The organism is Gordonia sp. SID5947, assembly GCF_009862785.1.
Taxonomy (GTDB): Bacteria; Actinomycetota; Actinomycetes; order Mycobacteriales; family Mycobacteriaceae; genus Gordonia.
On sequence record NZ_WWHU01000001.1, the window covers coordinates 4686531 to 4709095 of the forward strand.

The 22565-nt window shown below is 67.9% G+C and carries 20 protein-coding genes and 1 pseudogene; 15 read left to right on the top strand and 6 right to left on the bottom strand.

Annotated features, from left to right (window positions below):
• Nucleotides 1-2 precede the first annotated feature (2 nt).
• Together GTV32_RS21535 and GTV32_RS21540 are read right to left on the bottom strand one after the other, a co-directional pair.
• Nucleotides 3-206: a hypothetical protein gene (locus GTV32_RS21535; RefSeq protein WP_161062050.1), complete on the bottom strand. Its 204-nt coding sequence runs from the start codon at nt 204-206 to the stop codon at nt 3-5.
• Nucleotides 207-308: 102 nt separating this feature from the next.
• Nucleotides 309-794, bottom strand: a complete 486-nt coding sequence (locus GTV32_RS21540) for a hotdog fold domain-containing protein (RefSeq protein ID WP_343287412.1) — start codon at nt 792-794, stop codon at nt 309-311.
• A 424-nt stretch (nt 795-1218) separates the two neighbouring features.
• On the opposite strand from GTV32_RS21540, the gene rpsJ reads away from it, so the two are divergent.
• The 14 genes from rpsJ (at nt 1219) to GTV32_RS21615 (ending at nt 11401) form a co-directional block, all read left to right on the top strand.
• The gene (rpsJ, locus tag GTV32_RS21545) at nt 1219-1524 is read left to right on the top strand and encodes a 30S ribosomal protein S10 (protein WP_003938093.1); all 306 of its coding nucleotides are present in this window, start codon (nt 1219-1221) and stop codon (nt 1522-1524) included.
• A gap of 19 nt (nt 1525-1543) precedes the next feature.
• Nucleotides 1544-2218 (top strand): 50S ribosomal protein L3, encoded by a 675-nt coding sequence (gene rplC / locus GTV32_RS21550; protein ID WP_161062051.1) that lies wholly within the window; start codon nt 1544-1546, stop codon nt 2216-2218.
• Nucleotides 2219-2229: 11 nt separating this feature from the next.
• Entirely contained in the window at nt 2230-2922 is a 693-nt protein-coding gene (gene rplD / locus GTV32_RS21555; RefSeq protein WP_343287464.1) for a 50S ribosomal protein L4, read from the top strand.
• Nucleotide 2923: 1 nt separating this feature from the next.
• On the top strand, nt 2924-3229 hold the full coding sequence (gene rplW, locus GTV32_RS21560; protein ID WP_161062053.1) for a 50S ribosomal protein L23: 306 nt from the start codon (nt 2924-2926) through the stop codon (nt 3227-3229).
• A 32-nt stretch (nt 3230-3261) separates the two neighbouring features.
• A complete protein-coding gene (rplB, locus tag GTV32_RS21565) occupies nt 3262-4098 on the top strand; it encodes a 50S ribosomal protein L2 (protein ID WP_161062054.1) in 837 nt (278 codons plus the stop codon).
• Between the two features lie 20 nt (nt 4099-4118).
• Nucleotides 4119-4400 (top strand): 30S ribosomal protein S19, encoded by a 282-nt coding sequence (gene rpsS, locus GTV32_RS21570; protein ID WP_005203946.1) that lies wholly within the window; start codon nt 4119-4121, stop codon nt 4398-4400.
• Nucleotides 4400-4825 (top strand): 50S ribosomal protein L22, encoded by a 426-nt coding sequence (gene rplV / locus GTV32_RS21575; RefSeq protein WP_161062055.1) that lies wholly within the window; start codon nt 4400-4402, stop codon nt 4823-4825. The genes rpsS and rplV overlap by 1 nt, the downstream gene beginning before the upstream one ends.
• On the top strand, nt 4825-5643 hold the full coding sequence (gene rpsC, locus GTV32_RS21580; protein ID WP_161062056.1) for a 30S ribosomal protein S3: 819 nt from the start codon (nt 4825-4827) through the stop codon (nt 5641-5643). Before rplV ends, rpsC begins: the two co-directional genes overlap by 1 nt.
• 3 nt (nt 5644-5646) lie before the next feature.
• Nucleotides 5647-6063: a 50S ribosomal protein L16 gene (gene rplP / locus GTV32_RS21585; protein ID WP_161062057.1), complete on the top strand. Its 417-nt coding sequence runs from the start codon at nt 5647-5649 to the stop codon at nt 6061-6063.
• Nucleotides 6063-6296: a 50S ribosomal protein L29 gene (gene rpmC / locus GTV32_RS21590; RefSeq protein WP_161062058.1), complete on the top strand. Its 234-nt coding sequence runs from the start codon at nt 6063-6065 to the stop codon at nt 6294-6296. The genes rplP and rpmC overlap by 1 nt, the downstream gene beginning before the upstream one ends.
• Complete coding sequence (gene rpsQ, locus GTV32_RS21595) at nt 6293-6577, top strand: 30S ribosomal protein S17 (protein WP_161062059.1); 285 nt, start codon at nt 6293-6295, stop codon at nt 6575-6577. Before rpmC ends, rpsQ begins: the two co-directional genes overlap by 4 nt.
• A gap of 168 nt (nt 6578-6745) precedes the next feature.
• Nucleotides 6746-7972 (top strand): ATP-binding protein, encoded by a 1227-nt coding sequence (locus GTV32_RS21600; protein WP_161062060.1) that lies wholly within the window; start codon nt 6746-6748, stop codon nt 7970-7972.
• Entirely contained in the window at nt 7959-10307 is a 2349-nt protein-coding gene (locus tag GTV32_RS23680) for a hypothetical protein (protein ID WP_237421603.1), read from the top strand. The genes GTV32_RS21600 and GTV32_RS23680 overlap by 14 nt, the downstream gene beginning before the upstream one ends.
• Entirely contained in the window at nt 10304-11401 is a 1098-nt protein-coding gene (locus GTV32_RS21615; RefSeq protein WP_237421604.1) for a hypothetical protein, read from the top strand. Before GTV32_RS23680 ends, GTV32_RS21615 begins: the two co-directional genes overlap by 4 nt.
• 27 nt (nt 11402-11428) lie before the next feature.
• Here the strand turns inward: GTV32_RS21615 and GTV32_RS21620 are convergent, their stop codons facing one another.
• Genes GTV32_RS21620 through GTV32_RS21635 form a run of 4 tightly spaced genes read right to left on the bottom strand, consistent with a single transcriptional unit; the run spans nt 11429 to nt 15059 of the window.
• Nucleotides 11429-11797, bottom strand: coding sequence for a GNAT family N-acetyltransferase (locus tag GTV32_RS21620; RefSeq protein WP_161062062.1), 369 nt, complete (start codon nt 11795-11797; stop codon nt 11429-11431).
• A 48-nt stretch (nt 11798-11845) separates the two neighbouring features.
• Nucleotides 11846-12649 carry an ABC transporter permease gene (locus GTV32_RS21625; RefSeq protein ID WP_237421981.1) on the bottom strand — a complete coding sequence of 268 codons (804 nt, stop codon included), beginning with the start codon at nt 12647-12649 and terminating at the stop codon, nt 11846-11848.
• A 44-nt stretch (nt 12650-12693) separates the two neighbouring features.
• Nucleotides 12694-13494, bottom strand: a complete 801-nt coding sequence (locus GTV32_RS21630) for an ABC transporter permease (protein WP_343287465.1) — start codon at nt 13492-13494, stop codon at nt 12694-12696.
• Between the two features lie 11 nt (nt 13495-13505).
• A complete protein-coding gene (locus GTV32_RS21635; RefSeq protein ID WP_161062064.1) occupies nt 13506-15059 on the bottom strand; it encodes an ATP-binding cassette domain-containing protein in 1554 nt (517 codons plus the stop codon).
• Between the two features lie 664 nt (nt 15060-15723).
• Between GTV32_RS21635 and GTV32_RS21640 the strand changes: the two are divergent.
• Nucleotides 15724-22509, top strand: a pseudogene (locus tag GTV32_RS21640) (amino acid adenylation domain-containing protein); the annotation flags it as partial.
• Nucleotides 22510-22565 lie beyond the last annotated feature (56 nt).

Sequence of the window (22565 nt, forward strand, 5' to 3'; positions counted from 1 at the left end):
GGTCATCCCTCGCGCGGTGCCGGATCGGATCGGCCCGGGTCGCCGGCCAGGTGACGGTGGTGGGCCGGAGGACGCGGGTGCGTCACGCCCCGGGGGCGGGCCACGCCGCGTTTCGCGGCATCGTGATGGAACTCGTCCTCGTCGCCGGCGTCGCGGACCCCATCGACGGGGTCGGCGGACGCAACCTGGGCGTGTCCGGCCGTCATCGTCTAAGAGTAGGAGTAACCGGCGCCGGTGGCAGCATGAGTTGCGGACTTCTGTCGGTGTCGAGCGGGCCGACTGTCGCGTCGCGCGGCGAGGGCGTGTGCTCAGGCGGGCGTCACCCAGGTGGTGATGTCGCAGTGCACGACCTCGGTGCCGTGGGTGTCAAGGATGCGGACACCGACCACGACGTCGGTGCCGTCGGTGATCGACGCGAAATCGACCGGTTCCGTCAGCTGTGCCTCGGCGGTGAGGCGGGTGGTCGCCTTGGTGAGGTACTGCGTGTTCATCGCCTTCGGGATCCAACGGTGGCTCGTCGGGGTGGTCGCCTCCATGAGCATGCCCATCGCCGCCTCCGCGAGGTTGCACGCCGCGATCGCATGGAAGGTACCGATGTGGTTGTGCACGCCGAACCATTTGGGTGCGGTGACCCGGCAGTACCCGGGCCGCATCTCGCTGACGATCGGCAGCACCGTGCCGAAGTAGGGCACCCGGGCCACCATGCCCAGCGAGAAGAGCGCATGGCCGATCGCGTTGTCGGGAAGTCTGCGGCGCAGGGCATAGGTGGGGCTCGACGAGCCGGTGTCACTCACGGCCCAGATCTTACTCTCGGGTAAGGTGACGTCAACGTGGGATGGTCCGCGCTCTGACCCGGCCGGATTTGGCTTAGCGCCCCGACCTGGTGCATACTTGTCGGGTTGCCTTGAGCGGCGGACGCAGGTTTCACCATGTGTGAGAGTTTCTGCGGGCGCCTTCAGGTGAATGACTCCCAGGCCCCGGATACCGGGACCGGGCGTGTAACGCGTGCCCTGAATCAGTGGTACGGCCACGACACGCCCGACCGCGGGTGCCGGAGCACAACCGGCTCGTACCAAGTGACGAGCTACGTACAACGATAGATGAACAGCGTCGATCCCCGAATCTCACGCGGGCGGTCATGTGTCCACCGGCCTCCAGTGTCGGATCAGGCCACGCGGTGTTTGTCTGTCGAGAACAACTGACGGAAGAGGACACAGCGTGGCGGGACAGAAGATCCGCATCAGGCTCAAGGCCTACGACCACGAGGCGATCGACGCTTCGGCGCGCAAGATCGTGGAAACCGTGACCCGTACCGGGGCACGCGTGGTCGGCCCGGTGCCGTTGCCCACCGAGAAGAACGTGTATTGCGTCATCCGTTCGCCGCACAAGTACAAGGACAGCCGCGAACATTTCGAGATGCGCACCCACAAGCGACTCATCGACATCCTCGACCCGACGCCGAAGACGGTCGACGCGCTGATGCGCATCGATCTGCCGGCCAGCGTCGACGTCAACATCCAGTAGGCGGGGGGCGAGAGAACAAATGAGTAACCAGAGCACGACTGCAAACCAAAGTGCCACACGGGGCATCCTGGGCACCAAGCTCGGCATGACCCAGGTCTTCGACGAGAACAACCGTGTCGTTCCGGTCACGGTCATCCAGGCCGGACCGAACGTCATCACCCAGCTCCGTACCGCGGACCGTGACGGCTACACCGCCGTCCAGCTCGCCTACGGCGCCATCGACCCGCGCAAGGTGACCAAGCCGGTCGCCGGGCAGTACGCCAAGGCCGGGGTCACCCCGCGTCGCCACCTCGCCGAGATCCGCGTCGCGGACGTCTCGGAGCTCGAGATCGGCCAGGAACTGACCGCGGAGATCTTTGCCGACGGCACCAAGGTCGACGTGACCGGTACCTCCAAGGGCAAGGGCTTCGCCGGCCCGATGAAGCGCCACGGCTTCTCCGGTCTGGGCGCCAGCCACGGCGCGCACCGCGTGCACCGTGCGCCCGGCTCGATCGGTGGCTGTGCCACCCCGGGCCGCGTGTTCAAGGGCATGCGGATGGCGGGACGTATGGGTAACGACACCGTGACCACGCAGAACCTGACCGTGCACAAGGTTGACGCCGACGCCGGTCTGCTGTTGATCAAGGGCGCGATCCCCGGCCGCAAGGGCGGCATCGTGGTGATCCGCGACGCAGTGAAGGGTGGTGCGCAATGAGCACCGACGCAGTGAAGACCGAAACAGCCACCAAGCTGACGCTGGACGTCAAGTCCGCCGACGGAAAGACCAACGGCACCGTTGATCTGCCCGCCGCGCTGTTCGACGCCCCGGCCAACATCTCGCTGATGCACCAGGTGGTCGTGGCCCAGCAGGCCGCCGCCCGCCAGGGCACCCACGCCACCAAGACGCGTGGCGAGGTGAGTGGTGGTGGAGCCAAGCCGTACCGCCAGAAGGGCACCGGCCGCGCCCGCCAGGGTTCGACCCGCGCTCCGCAGTTCGCCGGCGGTGGCACGGTTCACGGACCGCAGCCGCGTGACTACAGCCAGCGGACCCCCAAGAAGATGAAGGCAGCCGCCCTGCGCGGTGCCCTGTCCGACCGGGCCCGCAACGAGCGCATCCACGTGATCACCGAACTGGTTGCCGGGCAGACCCCGTCCACCAAGTCGGCTCGCCAGTTCCTCGAGGCACTGAGCGATCGCCGCAAGTTCCTGGTGGTGCTCGGCCGTGAGGACGATGCCGCATGGAAGAGCGTCGCGAATCTGCAGAATGTTCTGCCGATCGCGCCGGATCAGCTCAACACCTACGACGTCCTGGATTCGGACGAGCTGGTGTTCAGCGTCGAGACGCTCAACGCGTTCATCGCACAGAATTCCGCGACTGAGACGAAGTCTTCCGTCGCCGCTGAATCGAAGGAGGCCTGAGATGGCTACGCAGGCAAACCCGCGTGACATCATCCTGGCGCCGGTGATCTCGGAGAAGAGCTACGGGCTGATCGAAGAGAACGTGTACACGTTCATCGTGCACCCGGACTCGAACAAGACCCAGATCAAGATTGCGGTCGAGCAGATCTTCGACGTGACGGTCACCAGCGTCAACACCGCCAACCGGCAGGGCAAGCGCAAGCGCACCCGCTTCGGCTACGGCCAGCGCAAGTCCACCAAGCGCGCGATCGTGACGCTGTCCGCTGACAGCAAGCCCATCGAGATCTTTGGAGGCCCGGTCGGCTGACCGGGACTCGAGAGTAGAGGGACTACAGACTCATGGCTATTCGTAAGTACAAGCCGACGACCCCGGGTCGTCGCGGTTCGTCCGGCGCGGATTTCGCGGAGGTCACCCGTGACCATCCCGAGAAGTCGCTGGTCCGCCCGCTGCACGGTCGTGGTGGCCGCAACGCACACGGCCGCATCACCACCCGTCACAAGGGTGGCGGCCACAAGCGTGCATACCGGCTCATCGACTTCCGTCGCAACGACAAAGACGGCATCAACGCCAAGGTCGCTCACATCGAGTACGACCCGAACCGCACTGCGCGGATCGCGTTGCTGCACTTCGTCGACGGCGAGAAGCGTTACATCATCGCGCCCAAGGGCCTGAAGCAGGGCGACGTGGTGGAGAGCGGTGCCACCGCTGACATCAAGCCCGGCAACAACCTGCCGCTGCGCAACATCCCGACCGGTACCCAGATCCACGCCGTGGAGCTGCGTCCGGGTGGCGGGGCCAAGATGGCCCGCAGCGCGGGTGCCTCGATCCAGTTGCTCGGCAAGGAGGGTGGCTACGCGACCCTGCGTATGCCGTCCGGCGAGATCCGTCGCGTCGACGTGCGCTGCCGCGCCACCGTCGGCGAGGTCGGCAACGCCGAGCAGTCGAACATCAACTGGGGCAAGGCCGGCCGTATGCGCTGGAAGGGCAAGCGCCCGACCGTCCGTGGTGTCGTGATGAACCCGGTCGACCACCCGCATGGTGGCGGCGAGGGCAAGACCTCGGGTGGTCGCCACCCGGTCAGCCCGTGGGGCAAGCCGGAAGGCCGTACCCGCAAGAACAAGGCCAGCGACCAGTTGATCGTCCGGCGTCGTCGCACCGGCAAGAACAAGCGATAAGCACAGGAGGGAGTTAGAGAATGCCACGCAGCCTCAAGAAGGGCCCGTTCGTCGACGACCACCTGCTTGCCAAGGTGGACACGCAGAACGAGAAGGGCACCAAGCAGGTCATCAAGACCTGGTCGCGCCGTTCGACCATCATCCCCGACTTCATCGGTCACACCTTCGCCGTTCACGACGGTCGCAAGCACGTCCCGGTGTTCGTCTCGGACAACATGGTCGGGCACAAGCTGGGCGAGTTCGCCCCTACCCGCACCTTCAAGGGTCACATCAAGGATGACCGGAAAGCGAAGCGCCGGTGATGACTACAAAGACCGATAAGACAACCGCTGCGAATCCGGAAGCTCGGGCCACCGCGAAGTTCGTTCGCGTGACCCCGATGAAGGCGCGTCGCGTGATCGATCTGATCCGCGGCAAGAACGTCGACGAGGCCCTCGACATCCTGCGGTTCGCACCGCAGTCGGCATCCGAGCCGGTGTACAAGGTCCTCGCCAGCGCTGTCGCGAATGCGGAGAACAACCTGGATCTGGATCGCCGGACCCTGGTCGTCGCCACCGCCTTCGCCGACGAAGGCCCCACGCTCAAGCGGTTCCAGCCGCGTGCACAGGGTCGTGCGTTCCGCATCCGCAAGCGCACCAGCCACATCACCGTCGTCGTGGAGAGCCTTCCCGAGAAGGCCACCGCCGGTCGCGGCCGGTCGCGTCAGCCGAAGAAGGGAGCCCAGTAGTGGGTCAGAAAATCAACCCGCACGGCTTCCGTCTGGGCATCACCACGGACTGGAGTTCGCGGTGGTACGCCGACAAGCAGTACGCGGAGTACGTGAAAGAGGATGTCGCCATCCGCAAGCTCCTGTCCACCGGACTCGAGCGCGCCGGCATCGCCAAGGTGGAGATCGAGCGCACCCGTGACCGGGTTCGCGTCGACATCCACACCGCCCGTCCGGGCATCGTCATCGGTCGCCGCGGCGCCGAGGCCGACCGGATTCGTGGCGACCTGGAGAAGCTGACCGGCAAGCAGGTGCAGCTGAACATCCTCGAGGTGAAGAACGCAGAGTCCGAGGCCCAGTTGGTGGCCCAGGGCGTCGCCGAGCAGCTGAGCAACCGTGTGGCCTTCCGCCGCGCGATGCGCAAGGCGATCCAGTCGGCGATGCGTCAGCCGAACGTGAAGGGCATCCGGGTCCAGTGCTCGGGTCGCCTGGGCGGCGCAGAGATGAGCCGCAGTGAGTTCTACCGCGAGGGTCGCGTGCCGCTGCACACGCTGCGCGCCGACATCGACTACGGACTCTACGAAGCCAAGACCACCTTCGGCCGTATCGGTGTGAAGGTCTGGATCTACAAGGGCGACATCGTCGGTGGCAAGCGAGAGCTGTCCGCAGCTGCGCCCGCCGCCGAGGATCGCCGTCCGCGCCGGCCGAGCCGGCCGCGTCGCAGCGGTTCCTCGGGTACCACCGCGACGAGCACCGAAGCGGGTCGTGCCGCCGATGCTCCGGCTGTGGAAGCCAATGCGGGGGCCACTGCCGGCGCGGCCACGGAAAAGGAGGGCTGATCCATGTTGATCCCTCGTCGGGTCAAGCACCGCAAGCAGCATCATCCCAGCCTCAAGGGCCAGGCCAAGGGCGGCACCAAGGTGACGTTCGGTGACTACGGCATCCAGGCGCTGGAAGGTGCGTACATCACCAACCGTCAGATCGAATCGGCACGTATTGCCATCAACCGGCACATCAAGCGTGGCGGCAAGGTGTGGATCAACATCTTCCCGGACCGCCCGTTGACCAAGAAGCCCGCCGAGACCCGCATGGGTTCCGGTAAGGGTTCGCCCGAGTGGTGGGTCGCCCCGGTCAAGCCGGGTCGCGTGCTGTTCGAGATGAGCTACCCCAATGAGGAGACCGCTCGCGAGGCGTTGCGTCGCGCGCAGCACAAGCTCCCCATCAAGACCAGGATCGTGACCAGAGAGGAGCAGTTCTGATGGCACTCGGAGTTGCTGCGAACGAGCTGCGTGAGCTCAGCGATACCGATCTGGTCGATCGCCTCAAAGAGTCGAAGGAAGAGCTGTTCAACCTTCGGTTCCAGATGGCCACCGGCCAGCTCGACAACAACCGCCGCCTGCGCACCGTGCGTCGCGAGATCGCGCGTGTCTACACCGTGATGCGTGAGCGTGAGCTGGGATTGGCGTCGGGACCGGACGGTGATGACGCATGAGTGAGGACCAGAAAGTGACCGAGACCGAAGTACGTAACAACCGCAAGGAGCGGATCGGTTACGTGGTCAGCGACAAGATGCAGAAGACCATCGTGGTCGAGCTGGAAGATCGTAAGAGCCACCCGCTCTACGGCAAGATCATCCGGACCACGAGCAAGGTCAAGGCACACGACGAGAACGAGACCGCCGGCGTCGGCGATCGCGTGCGGCTCATGGAGACCCGCCCGACCTCGGCCACCAAGCGGTGGCGCCTCGTCGAGGTGCTGGAGAAGGCCAAGTAGTAGCGGCCTCTCCGCAAGAGCCACATCGTGACGGCCCGCTCCCTCAGGGGAGCGGGCCGTTTCGCGTTCCGGCCCGTTGTCGGCCCACAATCGTGGGGGTGCGTGCGGTGAGGCATCGTCACGAGTTCGCGATGCGATTCCCAGGGGTGGGCAGATGGTGATGATCCGATGAGCGGGGAGACCGCGAGCGATATGGTCCGCGGCCGCCTCGTGGGTCCGTCGGACGTCACCGATCGCGCCCGGGTGCAACGCGTCGGGTCACGGTTCGTGGGCTGCGGATTGCTCATCTTCACCGCTGGGTTGGCGCCGGTGATGGCCGCCCGGTCGGAGCTGACCGATCCGTGGTGGCCCCCGCTGAGCGCCGCGCTGGTCGCCGGCCCTGCGCTCCTCGTCATCGGCGCCACCTACCGGCCGTCGGTGCGGAAACTGACCGGCCTCGCGACGCTGTCGAGCGTCGCGTTCCTGGTCGCGGTCGCGCTCTGGTTCGTCGCGTGGGACGGAGACGTGGCGCCCGACGGGTCGTGGTGGAGTGTGTGGCTGGTTCAGTTCCCCGGGGTTCCCGGTCTGCTGTTCGGGATGGCGGGCCGTTCGCTGCTCGCCATCGGGCACATCGTGGTCGCCACCTTCCTGGCGCAGACCGCCAACCAGATAGGTCTCGCGGGACATCTGCGTCCCGAGTTCTACCTCGGGTCGCTGGTCACCATCGCTCTCAACTGCGTGTTCCTCGCAGTCGCGGTCGTGACGGTGCGAACGGCCGGATTGCTCGACGAGACCCGGGCTGCGGCGGTGACGGCGGCCGCGACGTCGGCGGCCGCGATGGCGAAGGAGAACGAGCGCGCACGCTTCGCGGCACTGATCCATGACAAGGTCATCGCCATCCTGCTCGCGATCGACGTGGGACGGCCACGCAACGGGCTCGGCGCCCAGGCGGCGACCGCACTCGACGAACTCGACCGGCGCGACGACGAGCTTCCGGAGGCGACGCTGGGTGTCGATGAGTTCGCGCAGCGCGTGCGCATCGCGATCGCGGCGACCGATGACGACGTCGGACGTGAGTTGTCGATCAGCCGTGCGCCCCTCGCTCGATACCCCCGCGATGTCGTGTCGGGAATGGTCGAAGCGATGTGTGAGGCCATCCGTAACACCCGCAGACACGCGGGTGCTGGTGCGTCCCGTCTCGTCGTCGGTGATTTCCGTGCAGACCGGGTGACGGTGGCGATCGCCGACGACGGCGAGGGTTTCGATCCGGTGCGAGTACCTCCTGAACGGTTGGGGGTCGAGGTGGGGATACGAAGACGGATGGCCGCACTGGCGGGCGGCGACGCAGAGATCCGCAGCGCGCCGGGCCGCGGCACCGTGGTGGTGCTGACGTGGACTCGTGATGTCGAAGGGTGACCCGGCGTCGGGCGGACCCGACGAGATGGACCTGTTCGGTTTGCGATCGCTGCCGGTCGTGGCCGCGCTCGTGGCGTTCGGTGCCGTCTACGTGGTGGTCACCATCGGTTCGGGTCTGGAGATCCGCGGGCCGGCGAACTGGCTGGGCCTGCTGGTCGCATTCGTGCTGTTGGCCGCGGATCTGGTGGGTCTGGTGCGGGTCGCGGGCGACCCGTTCCCGTTCCGAACGGGGGTCGCCGTGGTGGCGGTGATGATCATCGGAACCGCGACAGCCTGGTGGTCGGTGCCGGTGGGCACCTTCCAGACCTTGCAGTGTCTTCCCGCGGCGGTGTCCGGAATCGTGGTCCTCGCCCTGCTCGCCGTGCGCGGCCGGCTCGGCCTTGCGTGGATCGGCGCGGTCACGATGAGCGTGTCCGCGTCGATATGGGGAGGGTTTCGGGGTCCCGGGTTCGCCACCGGACTCGGATACACCTCGTGGGTGTACCCGGTGATGGTCTTCGCGTCGCTGTTCGTGGTGATGCTGCGTCCGATGGCCGGCAGCATCCGAACGCTGCGAGATCGCGAGCTGGGATACGCGGCGTCGGAAGCTGCGACGAATGCGGCCGCAGACGAACGCGACCGCCAACTCGGCAGGCTCGACCAGCAGGCGCGGCCGCTGCTCGAACAGGTCTCCCGAGACCACGAGTTCACCCCGACCGAGGTGCAGCGCGTGCGACTGGTCGAAGCCCGACTGCGCGACGGCATCCGCGCGCCCGCCTGGGATTCGGTCCCGGTGCGGGAAGCGGTGTGGCGAGCGCGGGAACGGGGGTCTCGGTCCTGCTCTTCGACGACGGTGGCCCGATCGCCGACGATCCGCTGCAGCGCCGGCTCGACGGCGTGCTCGTCGACGAGTTGGACGGTCTCACCGGCGGTCGGGTCACCGCGCGAGTCCTGCCGCCGGGACGTCCCACCCGCGCGACGATCGTCGTCAACGTCGACGACGCGACGCGGCGATACGACGTCACTGGCGATGGCGAGATCTCGGGTGGCACGTGGTCGCGGATCGGTGATCGGAGGACCGTCCGAACAGAGGCTGGTCGACACGACTCCGCATCTGATGAACTTCGAAGGTGATCGACCACACACCGAGGCGGAGCATGGTCGTCGAGCGCCTGCGGGGCCTGCGCGGCCACGACGTGGGCGACGACTCCGACCTGCTCCGGATGCAGCGCACCGGTGCGCGGTTCATCGGTCTGGGCCTTCTCACGTTCACGGCGGTGATGCTCCCGGTGGCCGTGCGGTGCGCCGACCTCACCGCGGTCTGGTGGACACCGGTGAGCCTGGTGCTCGTCGTCGGACCGGCTTTTCTGCTGGTGGTGGCGTCGTTCCGTCCGGTTCCGCGGGGACACGTGGTCCTGATGTACGCGTCCGCGGGGGCTACCTGGTCGCGACACTCCTCTGGTTCGTCGCATGGCGCGGTGTCACCGACGGTCCGGCGCACTGGGCAGTGTGGATGGTGCAGTTCCCGTCGGTGCCGAGTATCGGGCTGGTGTTGATGTCGCGCACCCGCTGGGCCATCACGCATCTAATCACGGCCACGCTGGCCGTACATGCGGCCAACCAGATCGGACGCTTCGGTGAGATCCGGCCGGTCGCGCTGCTGAGCGCGCCGTTGACGATGGCCTTGAGCGGGGTGTTCCTGGCCGTCGCGATCGCGACGATGGCGAATGTGCGACTCCTCGACTCCCGCCGCGCGGAGATCCTGGCCTCTGCTGCCACCGGCGCCGCGGAGATGGCACAGGAAGCCGAGCGCGCACGCTTCGCGGCGGTGATCCATGACAAGGTGATCGCGTCGTTGCTGGCCGTCGCACCCGGCCGTCCGGACCCGCGGCTCGCGGAACAGGCCTCCTCGACGCTCGAAGAACTCGACCGCGGCGACGATCACGACGTCGGTGTCGTCTCGGCGACCCAGTTCGCGGAGCGGGTCCGAGCGTCTGCGGCGTCCGTGAGCGACGACGTACGCAGCGAGTTGTTCGTGCACGATCGATCTGTCTCGTATCCCGCCGAGGTGGTCGCGGCGCTGACCGAGTCCGCGGGCGAAGCGGTCCGGAACTGGCACCGGCACGCGGGGGCCGACGCCCGTTGCGTGGTCGGTGGGGATTTCGGCGACGACGCGGTGCGGATCGCGATCACCGACGACGGGCGGGGTTTCGACCCCGAGGCGGTGGGGCCCGAACGGTACGGGATCGCCACCGGAATTCGTCTGCGGATGGCGTCGCTGCCGGGCGGGACGGCCGAGATCGTGAGTGCGCCCGGCCGGGGGACCACCGTCGTCGTCGCGTGGCGGCGGCCATGATGCCCAGACCCCAGCACTCCGACGATCGGGACCTCGACGAGGCGACCGTGGACGTGTTCGGGCTCGGCTCGTCGACCGTCGCGCGTGGGCTGGGCGTTTTTGCCGTCGTCTACACGGTCGTGACGGTCGGTGCCGGCTGGCAGATCAGGTCGGTTCAGAACTGGGCCGGCCTGGTCGCGGGACTGATGGTCTTCGCCGTCGCGACCTCGATCGTCCAGCGGACGCGGGGCCCACGGTTTCCGACGTCGGCCGCCATCCCGGTCACGGCGATGGCGGTCTGCGGGCTCACCATCTCGCTGTGGAGCCTCTCCGCGCAGACGTACCTGCAGTTGCAGACCGCGCCGCCGGTCTCGGCCGCGACCATCGTCTTCACCCTGGTCGCGATCCGTGGCCGCCCCGTGGTCGCCTGGGTGGGCGCGCTGTGCGGGACCGTGTTGGCCGGACTCTGGGGTGAGTCGATCGGGATGGGATTCGTGACCGGCGCGGGAAACACCGCGTTCTGCTACCCGGTCCTTGTCCTCGCGATGCTGTTCGTGCTGATGGCGCGCCCGCTCGCGGAACGGATCCGCGTTCTCCGCGAACGAGCGGTCGCCCAGGCCGCGACCGACGCCGCGACGGCGGCCGCCGCCGCCGAGCGTGGCCGCCAGCTGTCCCGGCTCGGCCGGCGCGCCCGACCGATCCTGGGCGAGATCGTCGACGGGCACGAATTCACGGTCGGCGAGGTGGCCGAGGTCCGCCTCACCGAGGCGCAGCTGAGAGACGGGATACGAGCTCCGGCGTGGGAGTCGGAGCCGGTTCGTGATGCGGTGTGGCAGGCCCGCCGTCGGGGGGTCTCGGTCCTGCTCCTCGACGACGGTGCACTGAACACGACGCCCGAACGCGACCTCGTGCATCGTCTGCGGGATGTGCTCGTCGACGAACTGCGGGCCGTCGAGGGTGGTCAGGTCACCGCACGGGTGCTACCGCCGGGTCGCTCGCTGGTCGCGTCGATCGTCGTCAACACGGGACCGACCATCAGACGAATCGAATACGGCGTCTGCGGAGTGATCTCGGAACACACCGCGACGGTCCCGGTGTCGACGTCCGACGAGTGACCGCCTGCCGACCACGCGGTTGCGCACTCAGTTGAGTTCGGCCTCCAGCCAGGTGAGCACCTCCGGTGTCACCGGGCTCGACGCATCTGCGTAATCGGGGTTCTTGCGCAGGAACGCGGCGACCATCGGACAGACGCCGACGATGACCCGGCCCCCGGCGCGGGTCGCGTCGAGGGCCTCCCGGATCAGGATGGTGCCGAGGCCGCGTCCGCCGAACTCCTCGGCGACCTCGGTGTGGAAGAAGATGCGTTGCCCGGTGCCCTCGACGTCACGGTCGCGGTAGGCCGTGAATCCGGCCATCTGCGGCGTACCGGCGTCCTCCACGGTGATCTCGTAGCGGCGTTGCGCCGGGTCGTCGGCGACGGAGGTCTGGGCTCCGGTCTTGTCAGTGGCCATGGTGTGAGCTTACGGCTCGCGGTGGTCCCGGTCGCGGTACCGACGTCGTCAGTGATCGGTGGCGGCGCGCTGGTAACCGCGCAGGGCGGGGTAGACGAAGGTCGCCAGCAGCGCAACGGCCCACACGATGACCTTGATGAGGTTCTCGGTGATGGGCCCGCCGACGGCGAGCGATCGCATCACCTCGATCGCCGGCGTCATGGGCTGGTTCGCCACAATCGGTTGCAGCCATCCCGGATACGCCTCGAGCGGGCTGAACCCCGAATTGAAGAACATCAGGACGCTCGAGAACAGCGAGATCATCGGCACGATCGGAGCCGCGGGCTTGGTGTTGACGGCCACCGCGAGGACCATCGTCGAGAAGGCCATGCCATAGAGCAGGGCGACCCCGACGATGCCAACGACAGCCCACACACCCTGGGTGAACCGGAACCCGATGAAGAGGCCGGCCACCAGCAGGATCACGGTGGAGACCAGGATGCGGACGAGCTCGGCGATGATGCGTGCGCTGAGATCGGCGGCGCGGTTGATCGGCAACACGTACAGACGGCCCAGCAGGCCGGTGCCGCGTTCCCGGTTGAGCCGGACCGCCGCCGCCATGGAGCCGAACATGGCGCCGACCAGGATCACCAGCGGCACGGTCCCGTACGCGCTGTTCTGGCCGGTGGCGTTGCCCACGGCGTCACCCAGGACGACCTTGAACATCACCATCGACAAGGCCGGGAACAGCAGGCTCTGGCCGAGCGTCGAGTAGTCGCGCAACCAGACCGACAGCTGCCGGCCGGTGAGGATTCTGGTCTGCGTCGCCCAGGCATCGGTGGAGTGCTCAGGTGGGACTTCCCCGGTCGGCATCGTCGCGGCGGCCGCCGCGGTGGAACTCATGTGCGAGGTCGTCGTCATGACCGCAGCCTCCGTTCGGCCCACAGGAGGAGGGCTGCGGCCAGACCGGCCATCCCCAGGCACCAGTACACCGTCGGGGCCACGACCGACCACGTCGCGGTCCCGTCGTTGAACGCGCGCATGGCGTTCGAGAACTGGGACACCGGCTGATTGCGGACGAACGGCTGGATCCACTCCGGGAACTGGCTTTCGGGGACAAACCCGGTCGACAGCATGCCGAGGATGAGGATCGGCAACCCGAGCAGCTGGCTCGTCGCCTCCGGGCTGCTGGCCAGCAGGCCGAGTGCGTCGGCGATCACCGCGACCAGCAGTCCTACCGTCAGGGCCACCGCATACAGGCCGACGGTCCCGAGGAACCCGCCGTGTGGACGCCAGCCGATCAGCAGGCTCGCGATGGTCGCGAAGACCAGAGAGATCGTCAACAGCACCGCGTTGGCCGACCCACGTGCGGCGACCGGGACAAAGGCGCTCATCGGCATCACCCGGAAGCGCAGGTTGATGCCGCGCAACCCGTCCATCGACGATCGCATGGCCGAGGCCGACGCGACGAAGCCGACGGACTGCAGGGCGATGATCGGCATCAGGTACTGGGCGTAGTTCATGCCCGGGTAGGCGTCCATCAGCGATCGAAGTGGCACGTAGAAGCAGACGGCGAGGAACGCTGGAGCGATCATCGCGAAGATGATCTCGCCGTTGCGCACGATGCCGGTCAGGCCACGCGAGGTCAGTGCCCACCACTGCCGCTGCGGGCGGATGTGTGGCCGCTCGGTCTCTGTGGTCCCGGTCGGGTCCGGGATGGTGTGCGTGATCAGGGGACCGACACCTTCGTGGTCTGGGGTTCGGTGAGGGCCAGGAAGACCTCGTCGAGGGACGGCCGTCGCAGGGCGACGTCGGAGAGACGGATGCCCACGGCGCTCGTCCGCTGGACGATCTGGACCAACGTGTCGGCACCGTCGGGAGCGGGCACCGACACCGAGATCGGCGACTCGCCCTCGTCGAGCGGCGCATCCGGCGATGCGGTGGCAGGCGACGACGTCTGCGGCGATCCGGAGAGCAGGTCGGCAAGTGCCTCGCGGACGGCGGGCACCTCCGCGGGATCGGCGGGTGTGACCTGATAGACCGAAGTGCCGATCTGCGATTTGAGTTCGTCGGTGGTCCCGCGGGCGATGACACGGCCGTGGTCGATCACCACGATCTGGTCGGCGAGTTCGTCGGCCTCCTCCAGGTACTGCGTGGTCAGAACGGTGGTCACGCCCTGGTCGCGAAGGCTCTTCACGAGTTGCCAGACCTCCTGCCGGCTACGCGGGTCGAGGCCGGTGGTCGGTTCGTCGAGGAACACCACCTCGGGACGGGTGACCAGGCCGCACGCGATGTCGATCCGGCGGCGCATACCGCCCGAGTACTCACCGACCCGGCGGCGCGCCGCGTCGGTCAATCCGAAGGCCGCGAGGAGTTCGTCGGCGCGCTCGCCGGCGGCAGGTTTCGTCAGTCCGAGCAGGCGACCGAACAGGATGAGGTTCTCCCGTCCCGTCAACGATTCGTCGAGTGCGGCGAACTGGCCGGTCAGCATGATCGACCGACGGACCGCGGCCGCCTGGTGCACGATGTCGTGGCCCGCGACGAGTCCGCTGCCCGCATCGGGTTTGAGAAGCGTGCACAGCATGTTGACGGTGGTGGTCTTTCCGGCGCCGTTGGGGCCGAGCAGGCCGAGGATGGTGCCTTTGGCGACCGAGAACGTGACGTCACTCACGGCGACGAAATCGCCGAACCGTTTCTGCAGACCCACCGCCGCGACGGCGGGTTCGGGAGTTCTCGGAATCCGGTCGGTGACCGTGTTCTGTACGGCTTCGGGCACCGGCTGGTCGGCCACCGCCGTCACCGCGGGTCCCTCGTCGGGCGGGGCCGCGACGGTCGGCCCAGGGGAGGGGGGCTCGGGGAACGGGGTCTCGGGGAAGCGGGGCTCCGGAAAGCCGGGGTCGGGATAGGCGGTCTCGGGGTAGGAGGTCGGCGGAACCCGGGTGGGACCGGCGGCGTATCGCGGCGAGGTTGCGGTCTCCCTGATCGGCTCCTCCTCATGATGTGGCGCGGCACCGTTCGGGCTCTGGGACGGTCCGAAGTCCGCCCACGTCGGCGTATCGCGTGGATGTCGGTCGCGCTCCCACAGACTGGGATCGCCCGGCTCGTCGAGCGGGAGGAGATCAGCGGGATCGAGCGGATCCGTCAGGGGGTCCCACGTCCGGTGCGCTTCGGTCGAGGGCGATTCCGCGTCGCCGCGCGGGACGTCCTCGACGGGGTCGAGGTCGGCGTCGTCGGTGCGGTACGCGTCATCGACCGGGCGCCGCCCTCGTGTCTGCTCAGGCATTCCGCTCCTCTTCCGGGTCGACGAGATCGAGCGTGACGGGGCTGTTACCACTTCAAACTTACGCAGATCAAGCGCGCGAGGCGACGACCCCGCGAGACCGCGAGGTGCGGGTGTCGCGCCGCGACGAGCCCACGGTCTTTCGTGGCAACCTGACGGCATGCCGACAGCTTCTCCACAGGTTCGCTCCGTATACTGCGGATATGAGCAGCTGATCGACTCGTCGGCCGCGTGATGGTCATCGGGTCGGGCCGCTCGATCACCTCCGCGCCCGGCATAGGATTACCGCGATCCGGGCGCCGTTCGTTACGGTTCGACGTCGGACAGTTGGTGGGTTTGTGTAACGAACCGGCATCGCGACGCGAAATACGACGTGAACCCGAGCGGTTAGTTACGAACACTAATTGTTGATCGACAGCGAAATTGGAGGGTCGGGGGACCGTTGCTCGATCGGCCGGCCGGCCGACCAGGGCAGCGGACGAGGTACGAAACGGTAGAGATGCCGTGTGCTGCTGTGCGCTCGGATCGCGGTTCGAGTGCACGCCTGTCAGCACCGCGCGGACCTACTCCCGTCCAGACGAGAGTGAGTGGAATGCACCCGAAGGATGATCGCGTAGCGGACGTCTCGGGGTACCAGCCACTCGCACTCACCGCAGCCCAGCGGGGTATGTGGTTCGCGGAGAACCTGTCCCCGGACTATTCGGTGACGGTCGCCAACTATCTCGACATCCGCGACACCGACCGACCGCTCGACATCGACCTCTTCGCACGCCTGGTGCGCGAGGTGGGATGGGACCTGCAGTCCCCGTTCACGCGGATCATCGACTCCGACGGGGTGCCGATGCAGGTCGTCGATCCGACGGTCGACTTCTCGCTCGCGATCGTCGATCTGCGGGACGATTCGGACCCGATGGCAGCGGCGTCGCGCTGGATGGACGCCGACTATCAGCGCACCATCGATCTCGAAACCGATCAGCTCACGGTCACCAGGCTCATCCGTGTCGCCGATGATCGGGCCCTCTGGTACCTGCGCGCGCACCACATCGTGATCGACGGATACGCGGCGCTCACCGCGATGCAGGAAACCCTGGAACGCTACAACGCCGTCGTCGAGGGTCGTGATCGCACGGATCGGCGGCGCGCCGACCTCGCCGACCTCGTCGCCGACGACCGCAGCTACACCGAGAGCAGCCGGCACGAGTCCGACCGCGCGCACTGGGCCGAACGCGCCGCCGACCTGCCCGAACGTGTCAGCCTTGCGGACAGCGCGGCCGTTGCGCCGCTGCACCCGGTCAACCTCATCGCCGGCAGTGTGCTCGATCCGGCACAGCAGAACGCGGTGGAGGAACGCGCGGCGGAGATCGGGGGTTCGCCCGCGGTGTTGCTCGCCGCGGCCTTCTCCGCGTATCTGGCCCGCATGACCGGCACCGACGACGTGGCGCTGAGCCTTCCCGTGACCGGCCGTGCCACCGCACGGATCAAACGCGCCGGCGGGATGCTGTCCAACATGCTGCCGATCGTCGCTCGTGACGTGCGCGGTCTCACGACGAGTGACCTCGTCGGTCAGCTGAAGCTGGAGATGACCGGCGCGATGCGCCACCAGCGCTACCGGTTCGAGGAGATCCGGCTCGACGCGGGGATGGCGGACTCGAACACCGCGTCGTTCGGCCCGATCGTCAACATGATGCTCTTCGACAAGCCCATCGAACTCGTGGGCGCCAGGGTGGACTATCAGATCCTGTCGTCGGGCATCCTCGAGGATCTCCGGCTCAACCTCTATCAGGCCGGGCCGGGCGAGCGGCTCGTCGTCGATCTCCACGGCAATCCGGAGCTCTACCGCCAGGACGAACTCGACGGGCACCTCCGACGTTTTCTGACCTTCATGGACCGATTGGTCGCCGCCCCGGACCTCCCGATCGGCGCTGTCGACCTCCTGTTCGACGGGGAGGCCGCCGCCCTCCTCGAGACCGGGTCCGGTCCGCGGGCCGAGCTGCCCGACGACCACACCACGCTGCTCGACGACTTCGAACGGCAGGTGGGACTCACCCCCGACGCGGTCGCGGTGGAGTTCGACGGCCGGACGTGGACCTACGCCGAGTTCGACGCGCTCCGCAACGGTCTCGCGGGCCGGCTCGTCGACGACGGGGTGGTGTCCGGAGATCGGGTGGTGGTATCGCTGCCCCGTGGACTCGAGCAGGTCTGTGCCGTCTATGCGGTGCTCACGGTCGGCGCCGCCTACGTGCCGGTGGAGCCGATGCAGCCGGCCCGTCGCCGTGCCCTGATCGCGGACGCGGTCGGCGCCGAGATCGTGATCGACGCCGCCTATCTGTCCTGGGCCCGATTCGATGACTCGCACCCCTTGCCGCCGAGCACCGCGCCGGCCGCCGTCCGAGGCGGCGACGCATCGGCCTACGTCATCTTCACCTCGGGATCGACCGGCGTTCCCAAAGGCGTCGAGGTGGGACAACGCGCCGTGCTCAACCGGCTGGGCTGGATGCAGGACGGCCACCCCATCGGCGGCGACGACGCGGTGCTCTACAAGACACCGATCACGTTCGATGTCTCCGTCTGGGAACTGTTCTGGCCGTTGCGGACCGGCGCCCGCATGGTCATCGCCCGCCCCGACGGCCACCGTGACCCGGAATATCTCGCCCGCCTCATCGAGGACGCCGGCGTCACCACGCTGCACTTCGTCCCGTCGATGCTCGATGCCTATGTCGACATCCTCTCGCAGCGCGACCGGTCCGCCCTCGCGCCGACGAGTGAGGTGTCCGGTGCCGCAACGGTATTCGCGCCCACCGTGCGACGGGTGTTCACATCCGGCGAACCGCTGAGCCGGGCGCTCGCCGACAAGGTCGGCGCCGTGAGCTCGGTCGAGCTGTGCAACCTCTACGGTCCGACCGAGGCGGCCGTCGACGTCACCGAACACCGCGTGACCGAGCAGGCCGGGCCGGTGCCCATCGGTCGCCCGGTGGTCAACACCGACGTCCGTGTCCTCGATGTCCGCCTCCGGCCGGTCCCGGTCGGGGTGGCGGGTGAGCTGTACCTGTCCGGCGCACAGTTGGCTCGTGGGTACGCCGGGCGTCCCGATCTCACCGCGGACCGCTTCGTGGCCGACCCGTTCGCGCCGGCGGGAGCGCGCATGTACCGCACCGGCGACCTCGTCCGGTGGAACGACCGTGACGAGCTGGAGTACCTGGGACGCACCGACTTCCAGATCAAGATCCGCGGCCAGCGGGTCGAACTCGGGGAGATCGAGGCGGTCCTCGCAGGTGTTCGCGATGTCGACGCCGTCGTCGTGGTCGCCCGCAGCGACGACGGTGGCGCCCCGATGCTCGTCGCCTATCTGCGTTCGACGTCGGATACCGTCTCCGAACAGGGAGTCCTCGCGTTCTGCCGCAAGAACCTTCCGTCGCACATGGTGCCGTCGGCCGTGGTGGTCCTCGACGACTTCCCGGTCAACGCTTCCGGCAAACTCGACCGGTCGGCACTGCCGGCGCCGACGCTGAGTGCCGACGTGCCGTTCGAGGCGCCGGCGTCGACGGTTGAGGTGGCGTTGGCCGATCTCGTCGCAGACCTCGTCGGTGTCGAGCGTGTCGGGTTGCGCGACAACATCTTCGCGATCGGCGCTGACTCGCTGACGGTCGCGCGCCTGGTGTCGCGAGCGCGGACCGAGCACGCCCTCTCGCTGCGCTTGACCGACATCTTCGACAGCTCGGACGTCGCCGAGATGGCCCGTCGTGCGGTCGTCACCGCCGATGCGGATCTGCCCACGCTCGGCCCGGTCGCCGACCGCGGCGACGTGATCCCGTTGTCCCATGCCCAGACCCGGCTGTGGTTCATCAACCGGATGGACCCGGACGCGGCGACCTACAACATGCCGGGCGGGATCCGTCTGGGACCGGACGCCGACCTCGATGCGCTGCGCCGTGCCGTGCTCGACGTGCTCGAGAGGCACGAGTCCCTGCGGACCCGTTACCCGTCCGTCGCCGGTGAACCGGCACAGGAGGTGGTCCCGGTTGCCGACCTCGGCGAGCTGGCCGAGGTCGAGGTCCGCCAGGTGGAGGGAACTCTCGAGGATGCGATCGCCGGTGAGGCGGTCCGTGGATTCGACCTGGTGGACGAGATCGGTTTCCGCTGGGCATTGTTCGCCGACTCCGAGGGTTACGCCGCGGTGGTGGTCCTCCATCACATCGCCGCGGACGGCTTCTCCCTCGCACCTCTCATCACAGATCTCATGGCGGCCTACCGGTCTCGCTGCGACGGGCATCCGCCCCGCTTCGCGCCCTTGCCCATCCAGTACGCGGATTTCGCCGTGTGGCAGCACCGGATGCTGGGCGACGTCGAGCGTCCGAGCGAACTCCAGACCCGCGAGCTCGACTTCTGGCGTGCGGAGCTCTCCGGGATGCCGGATCTCCTGGCATTGCCCACCGACCGGTCTCGCCGTGAAGTGGCAAGTGGCGCAGGTGATTATGTCGACGCGACCATCGACAGCGAGCTGGTGTCGGGGATCCGCTCGCTCGCGCGGCAGACATCGGTCACCCCGTTCGCCGTGATCCACGGCGCCGTCGCGGCGGTACTCGCCCGCCTCGCCGACACCGACGACGTCGCGATCGGAACCGCCGTCGCGGGACGTGACGACGAACTCACCGCCGACCTGGTGGGCATGTTCGTCAACACCGTGGTGCTCCGCACCGCGGTCGGTACCGAGGCGACCGTGCGTGATCTGCTCGCCACCGCACACACCGCGCGGTCGCGGGCGATGGCCCATGCCAACGTCCCATTCGAGAGAGTGGTGGACGCGGTTGCGCCGCAGCGTTCGTCGTCGTACACGCCACTCTTCCAGGTCGCGCTGACGATGCAATCGGATCAGTCCGGGGAGTTGCGGCACTGGGACGATTCGACGGGGGTCATCGATGCCCGCGTGCCCGCCGCGAAATACGACCTCGCGTTCTCTGTCACCGAGCGTGCCACGGACGGGATGTCGGGGGACCTTCGGTACGACATCGAGATCTCCTATGCGACCGAGCTCTTCGACGAGTCCACGGTGACGGCGATCGGGGATCGACTGATCAGGATGATGCGTGCGATGGTGGCCGACGCGGATGCGATCATCGGCCAGTTCGACCTGCTGGCGCCCGGCGAGATCGCCGCACTCACCGGCCGGTCGCCGGACTCGGCCGCACCCCAGACACTGCGCGAGCTCCTGGCGCGCGGCGCTGCGGCCGCTGACCCGGGTTCGCCCGCGCTCGTCGGCGACGGTTCGACGACCAGCTGGGATGTGTTCGAGGTGCGCACCAATCAATTGGCGCGCGAACTGATCTCGCGGGGCGCGGGCCCCGGTGCGCTGGTGGCCATCACCATCCCGCGGTCCGCGCAATCGGTGATCGCGACCGTCGCGGTTGCGAAGACCGGCGCCGCGTTCGTGAACATCGACCCTCGGCATCCCGCCGAGCGACGATCCGGAATGCTTGTCGACGCGGCCCCGATCCTCGGCCTCACCATCCGCGAGGCGGCCGACGACGCCCCGCAAGGCGCCGAATGGCTCGTGATCGACGACGAGACGATCGAGTTGCAGGTCGCGGGCCATTGCGGGACGCGCATCGGCGACGGTGAGCTCGTCTCCATGCCACACGTCGACGACCTGGCCTATCTCATCTACACATCGGGTTCCACGGGACGGCCGAAGGCGGCCGCGGTCACCCATCGCGGACTGGCGAACATGGTGGCCAACCAGCGGCAAACCCTGTCGGTCGGGCCGACCGCGCGCGTGCTGCACGTCGCGTCGCCGAGCTTCGACGCGTCGGTCTTCGAGATGACCATGGCACTGTGCGCGGGCGGTCGTCTCGTGGTCAGTCCGGCTGAGGTGTTCGGTGGCGCCGAACTCGACGAGGTGATCGCCGACGGCGACGTGACACACGCGGTCATGACCCCCTCGGCCCTCGGCACGCTGGAGCCGAGTCGCGTCCCGGGCTTGTCGACGGTGGTCAGCGTGGGGGAGGCGTGCCCGCCGGACCTGATGCGCCGGTGGGTCGCCGCCGGTCGGCGATTCTTCAACCTGTACGGACCGACCGAGGCGACCATCTGGTCGACTGCGGCGGGACCGATGTGTGCCGATGATCCGGTGACGATCGGCCCGGCGGTGTCGGGGGTGGGCGCCCTCGTGCTCGACCGCGGGCTGCGGCCGACACCGGTCGGGGTGCCCGGGGAGCTGTATCTCACCGGTGTCCAGCTCGCGCGTGGCTACCACGCTCGTCCGGATCTGACCGCCGTCGCATTCGTGGCGAATCCACACGAACCGAACAGTCGTATGTACCGCACCGGGGACCGGGTTGTCCGAACCGCGGATGGTGCGCTGATCTATCAGGGTCGCAACGACTTCCAGATCAAGGTCCGTGGTCAGCGGATCGAGCCCGGCGAGGTCGACGCGGTGCTCATGCAGCATCCGGCGATTGCGAACGCGCTCAGTCTGGGCCTGCCCGGTCCCGGTGGCGAGACCGTCCTCGTCTCCTATGTGACGGCGAGCGACGGGGCGGCGCCGTCGCCGGACGACATCCTCGACCACGCCGCGGCGCGACTTCCCGTGTACATGGTCCCCCAGACGGTGGTCGTCGTGGATTCCTTCGACCTCACCCCGGTCGGCAAGATCGATCGCACAACGCTTCCGCCGGTGGACTTCTCGGCGTCCAAGGAGTTCGTCACCCCGCGGACCGAGATGGAAGCGGTGGTGGCCGACGTCTTCGCGCAGGTGCTCGGTGTCTCCCGGGTGAGTGTCGACGACAGCTTCTTCGAACTCGGGGGCAACTCACTGTCGGCGACCAAGGCGGTCTCGCGGCTTGCCGCGGTCTTCGACCGCCGGGTCCCGGTGAAGGATCTGTTCGAGAAGCCCACCGCGGCAAAGTTCGCCGCGCACCTCACGTCGACGATGACCGGTCGGTCGGCGGCGCGGTTGACCGCCCGCAACCGTGCCGAGATGGTGCCCGTGTCGGGAGTCCAGCGTGGCCTCTGGCTGCTCAATCGGGCGGACCCGGATTCCGCCAATTACAATGTTGCCCTTGCTCTTCGGCTGTCCGGAGAGCTCGATTCAGACGCGTTGCGGGCCGCGATGGGGGATCTCGTCCGCCGACACGAGTCGCTCCGGACGACCTATCCGATGGTCAACGCCCTGCCGATCCAGGTCATCATTCCCGCCGAGGACGTGGTCGACGAACTCGATCTGCGGGTCACCGATGTCGATGGCGACGTGGCCGACGCGATCGCCCGGGTGACCGGGGAAGGTTTCGACATCGTGTCGGAGGCACCGTTGCGGGTGTCCCTGCTCCGAGTGGGCCCCGACGAGCATGTGTTGGTGTTCGTCGTCCACCACATCAGTGCCGATGGTGCATCGATGGCACCGCTCGCCCGCGACCTAATGACCGCGTACGCGGCACGGCGCGGCGGCGCGGCACCGGCTTGGGCGCCCTTGACGGTGCAGTACGCGGACTTCACCCTGTGGCAGGCGGAGCAGCT